Origin of the sequence: Actinomadura sp. 6K520 (genome assembly GCF_004349245.1) — a bacterium.
In the GTDB taxonomy this organism is placed as follows: Bacteria; Actinomycetota; Actinomycetes; order Streptosporangiales; family Streptosporangiaceae; genus Spirillospora.
Map to the genome: position 1 here is coordinate 1 of NZ_SMLC01000334.1, position 3349 is coordinate 3349.

Here is a 3349-nt window from a genome sequence, read left to right on the forward strand (position 1 = left end):
GCTCCCTGGCGATCATCCAGGCGTCGTTCACCGCCGACGACCGCCCCCGCGCGGTGGGCGCCTGGTCGGGCCTGGCCGGGGTCGCCGGAGCGGCCGGGCCGTTCGCGGGCGGCTGGCTGGTCGAGGCGGCCGGATGGCGCTGGGTGTTCCTGCTGAACGTCCCGCTCGCCGCCGTGGTGGTGCTGGTGGCGGTACGGCACGTCCCCGAGAGCGCCGACCCGGACGCCCGCGGGCGCTTCGACGTGCTCGGCGCGGCGCTGGCGGCGCTCGCGCTGGCGGGGACGACGTACGCGTTCACCGAGGCGCCCGCGGCCGGCGCGAGCCCGGCGGTCGCCGGGGCGGCCGTGGCGGGGGGCGCGGCGGCGGTCGCCTTCGTGCTCGCCGAGCGGGCCCGCGGCGCGGGACGCCCCCGCACGGGCCGCCGCCCCGGCCGGGAGCCGCCGCGGCCGATGCTGCCGCTGGACGTGTTCGCCTCCCGGCAGTTCACCGCCGTCAACGCCGTCACGTTCATCATGTACGGCGGGATGGGCGTGCTGTTCTTCCTGTTCGTCCTGAACCTGCAGGTCGTCGGCGGGTTCTCGCCGATCGCGGCGGGGACCGCGCTGCTGCCGGTCACGGTGCTGATGCTGCTGCTGTCGGCCCGGGCGGGCGCGCTCGCGCAGAAGATCGGCCCGCGGCTGCCGATGACGGGCGGGCTGCTGGTGGCGGCGGCGGGGATGCTGCTGGTCTCCCGGGTGGGGGCGGACGCCTCGTACGTGCGCGACGTCCTGCCCGCCGTGGTGGTGTTCGGGCTGGGGCTGTCGGCGGCGGTCGCGCCGCTGACCGCCACCGTGCTCGCCACGGCGCAGGTCCGCCACGCGGGCGTGGCCAGCGGCGTCAACAACGCGGTGGCGCGGGCCGCCGGGCTGCTGGCGGTGGCGGCGATCCCGCCGCTGGCCGGGCTGGCGGGCGACGCCTACGAGAATCCCGCCGAGTTCTCGCGCGGGTTCGGGATCGCGATGGTGGCGTGCGCCGCGCTGCTGGGCGCCGGGGCGCTGCTGACCTTCCTGACCGTCGACGACGACGCGCTGCGGACCCCGTCCGGGGAGAGGGTCGAGCCGGAGTGCCGGACCCAGTGCGGCGTCGGCGCCCCGCAGCTGCAGCCCGAGCCGGAGACCGTCGCCGCGGGCCCGCGCGGGGACCCGCCGCCGGACGCGCGGCCTTGATCACCTGGCCGGACGGGGCCACCGGCGTCGTTTCTCGGTCCGATTCCGGCTATGTCCAGGACCCGATTGGTTCGTTGTCATACGGTCGGGGCATGAATCTGCGGCAGCTGCGCTATGTCGTGGCCACCGCCGACCACGGCACGATGACGTCGGCGGCCCAGGCTCTCTACGTGGCCCAGCCCGCGCTCTCGCGGGCCGTCCGCGAACTGGAGCGCGAGCTCGGCGTCGAACTCTTCGCGCGTTCCGGCCGCGGCGTCGTCCTCACCCCCGTCGGGGAGCAGGTCGTGCGGGAGGCCCGCGTCGCGCTCGACGCCGTCGACGCCATCGAGGCCCTGGCGGTCACCAGGGCCAACGGGCGCGGCGCCGACCTGCGCATCGCCGTCACGGCGTCCCTGGAGCCGGAGCTGACCGGCCGGCTCGTCCCCCGCTTCGCCCGCGACCAGCCGGCCGTCCGGGTCCGGGTGGTGCGCTGCGAGGACCGCGACCAGGTCGCGGCGGCGCTGCGCGCGGGCCGCGCCGACCTCGCGCTGACCGACCTGCCCGTCCCCGGCGACATGTCCGCGCACCCGTTCGAGCAGCGGGAGGTCGTGCTGATCTCACCGCCGGCGCTGCAGCTGCGCGAGCCGGTGCCGCCCGCGGCGCTGGACGGGATGCGGCTGGTGCTGCCCGCCCGCGGCAGCGCCCGGCGCGCCGAGATCGACACGCTGCTGCGGCGCATCGGCGCCGTCCCGGTGGCGGCGGTCGAGTCCGACGAGCGCGGCGCCTGGCTCGGCTGGGTCCGCGCCGGGATGGGCTCCCTGCTGTGGTACCGCAACCAGATCGAGGACACCGAGGGCGTGACCGTCCGGTCGTTCATGCCGCCGCTCACCCGCATGATCGGGCTCGTCCACGCGCACCGCAGGCTCCCGCCCGCCGCCCGCGACTTCCTCGCGTTCGCCAAGGAGACGGCCCGCGAAGACCACTGACCCGGCGGGGGCGCCCCGGCCACGACCGGGCCGTGACCGGGGCGGGGCGGTCAGGACGACCCGTTGAGGGGGTAGGCGGGGAGTTCGACGGCGTAGGACTCCTTGACCACGTCCAGGTGGTGCCAGGACTCCCGGACCGTCACCCCGGGCACCGAGCGGATCGCGTCCAGCACGGCGACCAGCTCGCTGCGGGAGGCCGCCTCGGCCTGCCCGATGATGTCGTAGCGGCCGAAGCCCGTCGCGAGGTAGCGGACGCCGTCCTGGGCGGCGACCGCCTCGGCGGTCTTCCGCAGCCCGCCGGTCACCACCAGCCCGAAACCGCCGAGCTCGGCGGCGCCGAGCGCCAGCGGGTCGGCCAGGCCGGTGACCTGGATGACGCCCGAGCGCATCAGCCTGACCACCCGGGCCCGGGTGGCGGCCTGCGACAGCCCGATGACGTGCGCGAGCCGGGTGTAGGGGGCGCGCCCGTCGCGCTGCAGCTCGTGCAGGAGCCGCCAGTCGATGTCGTCCAGGCTGATCTCGCCGAGCTCGCGCACCACCGCGTGCTTGTCGCGCACGGTGGACACCGACCGGAAGACCTCGGCCGCGCGCACCCCGGGGACGGACCGGATGTGGTCCACCTCGGCGGCGAGCGCGGCGTCGTCGCGGGTGCGGACCTGCGCGACGAGGTCGTACGGCCCCGCGGTCAGCGCGGTGAAGCTGACGGCGGGACGCTCGGCGACGGCCGCGGCCGCCTCCCGCGCCGGGCCGTCCACGGCGACCGACACGTGCCCGATCGCCTCCGCGCCGACGACGGCGGCGTGCACGATGCCGACGACGCGGACGACGCGCGTCTCGAGAAGGTGCTGCACCCGTGCCCGCACGGCCGTGCGGGAAAGCCCGACGCGGTCGGCGAGCGCCTGGAACGTCGCCCTGCCATCCCGCTGGAGCTCGCGGACGAGCACGGCGTCGACCGCATCCAGCACGGCTGTCCTCCTCGACATCTGATGACCAGTTCTGCCAGCTGCAAGATCATTCCATTTCGGGACGGTATGACGTCAAATATTGATCTTGCTCGTGTTCGCCGTGCCCGGGGGCCGTCGATGCGTCTGCTCCGGGTTCCGGGCGGCGCCGTTTCCGACGCCCGGCGAACCCCGCCGGGAGCGCAACGCTGCCGGGGGCCTGTCTCTTATACACCTC

Annotated in this window: 3 protein-coding genes; 2 read left to right on the forward strand and 1 reads right to left on the reverse strand. The window is 75.9% G+C overall.

Going from position 1 to position 3349, the window contains the following annotated elements:
- Together E1289_RS36915 and E1289_RS36920 are read left to right on the forward strand one after the other, a co-directional pair.
- Positions 1-1205 (forward strand): MFS transporter (locus E1289_RS36915; protein ID WP_131988724.1); only part of this gene is annotated, 1205 nt, incomplete at its 5' end.
- A gap of 92 nt (positions 1206-1297) precedes the next feature.
- Positions 1298-2170, forward strand: coding sequence for a LysR family transcriptional regulator (locus E1289_RS36920; RefSeq protein WP_131988726.1), 873 nt, complete (start codon positions 1298-1300; stop codon positions 2168-2170).
- Between the two features lie 50 nt (positions 2171-2220).
- Here the strand turns inward: E1289_RS36920 and E1289_RS36925 are convergent, their stop codons facing one another.
- Positions 2221-3135 (reverse strand): Lrp/AsnC family transcriptional regulator, encoded by a 915-nt coding sequence (locus tag E1289_RS36925; RefSeq protein WP_131988728.1) that lies wholly within the window; start codon positions 3133-3135, stop codon positions 2221-2223.
- Between the last annotated feature and the right edge of the window lie 214 nt (positions 3136-3349).

What these genes read in the sequence shown, in the direction of transcription:
- E1289_RS36920 (WP_131988726.1), top strand. Translation starts at nt 1,298, where the DNA reads ATGAATCTGCGGCAGCTGCGCTATGTCGTGGCCACCGCCGACCACGGC.